We start from the raw sequence: 1,272 nt of genomic DNA on the forward strand, positions 1-1,272 counted from the left end.
GCGTGCGAGGAGATCGTGCGCGACCCGGGGGAAGCGCGCAACCTGACTGCACGCGGTAACCTCGTCGGCGTGATCACCAACGGCACGGCGGTGCTCGGTTTGGGTGCAATCGGCCCGCTCGCATCCAAGCCGGTGATGGAAGGCAAGGCCGTGCTGTTCAAGAAATTTGCCGGCATCGATGTCTTCGATATCGAAATCAATGAAACCGATCCCGACAAGCTGTGCGACATCATCGCATCGCTGGAACCTACCTTCGGCGGCATCAACCTGGAAGACATCAAGGCGCCTGAATGTTTCTACATCGAGCGCACGCTGCGCGAGCGGATGAAGATACCGGTCTTCCATGACGATCAGCACGGTACCGCGATCATCGTGGCGGCCGCCATACTGAATGGCTTGAAGGTCGTAGAAAAAAACATCAAGAATGCCAAGCTGGTGGTGTCCGGCGCCGGTGCAGCCGCGCTGGCCTGCCTGGACCTGATAGTCGACCTCGGTTTCCCGATTGAAAATATTTTTGTCACCGATCTGGTGGGCGTCGTGTATCAGGGTCGTGTGGAATTGATGGATCCGGACAAGGCCAGGTTTGCGCAAAAAACAGATGCGCGTACCCTGGGTGAAGTCATTACCGGTGCAGATATTTTCCTTGGCCTGTCGGCTGGCGGTGTATTGAAGCCGGCCATGGTGGCCGCGATGGCGGATCGTCCTGTCATCATGGCGCTGGCCAATCCGACGCCGGAAATCCTGCCGGAAGAAATCTGTGCAGTGCGTTCCGATGCGGTGATTGCAACCGGCCGTTCCGATTTCCCGAACCAGGTCAACAACGTCCTGTGCTTCCCCTACATTTTCCGCGGCGCGCTCGATTGCGGCGCGACCACGATCACGCGCGAAATGGAAATTGCAGCGGTGCACGCGATTGCCGAACTGGCGCAAGCCGAGCAATCCGATATCGTGGCCAGCACCTACGGCATCAATAATCTGAGCTTCGGCCCCGACTACATCATCCCGATGCCGTTTGACCCGCGCCTGATGATCAAGATCGCCACCGCAGTGGCCAAGGCGGCGGAAGAGTGCGGCGTTGCCGCGCGCCCTATCCAGGACATGGATGCGTATGCAGACCGGCTGCAGCAATTCGTCTATCGCAGCGTCACCTTCATGAAGCCTATCTTCCAGATCGCCAAGTCGACGCCGCCGGATCTCAAGCGCATCGTCTATGCGGAAGGCGAAGATGAGCGCTTGCTGCGTGCGTTGCAGGTGGTGGTCGACGTGAAGCTG

The 1,272-nt window shown here is 58.9% G+C and carries 1 protein-coding gene; it reads left to right on the top strand.

Features of this window, described 5'->3' with window-relative positions:
* Window positions 1-1,272: malic enzyme-like NAD(P)-binding protein (locus Q7T06_RS08700; RefSeq protein ID WP_304783547.1), on the top strand; the 1,272-nt coding region annotated here is incomplete at both ends.

This window comes from Herminiimonas sp., from assembly GCF_030645555.1.
In the GTDB taxonomy this organism is placed as follows: Bacteria; Pseudomonadota; Gammaproteobacteria; order Burkholderiales; family Burkholderiaceae_D; genus Oxalicibacterium.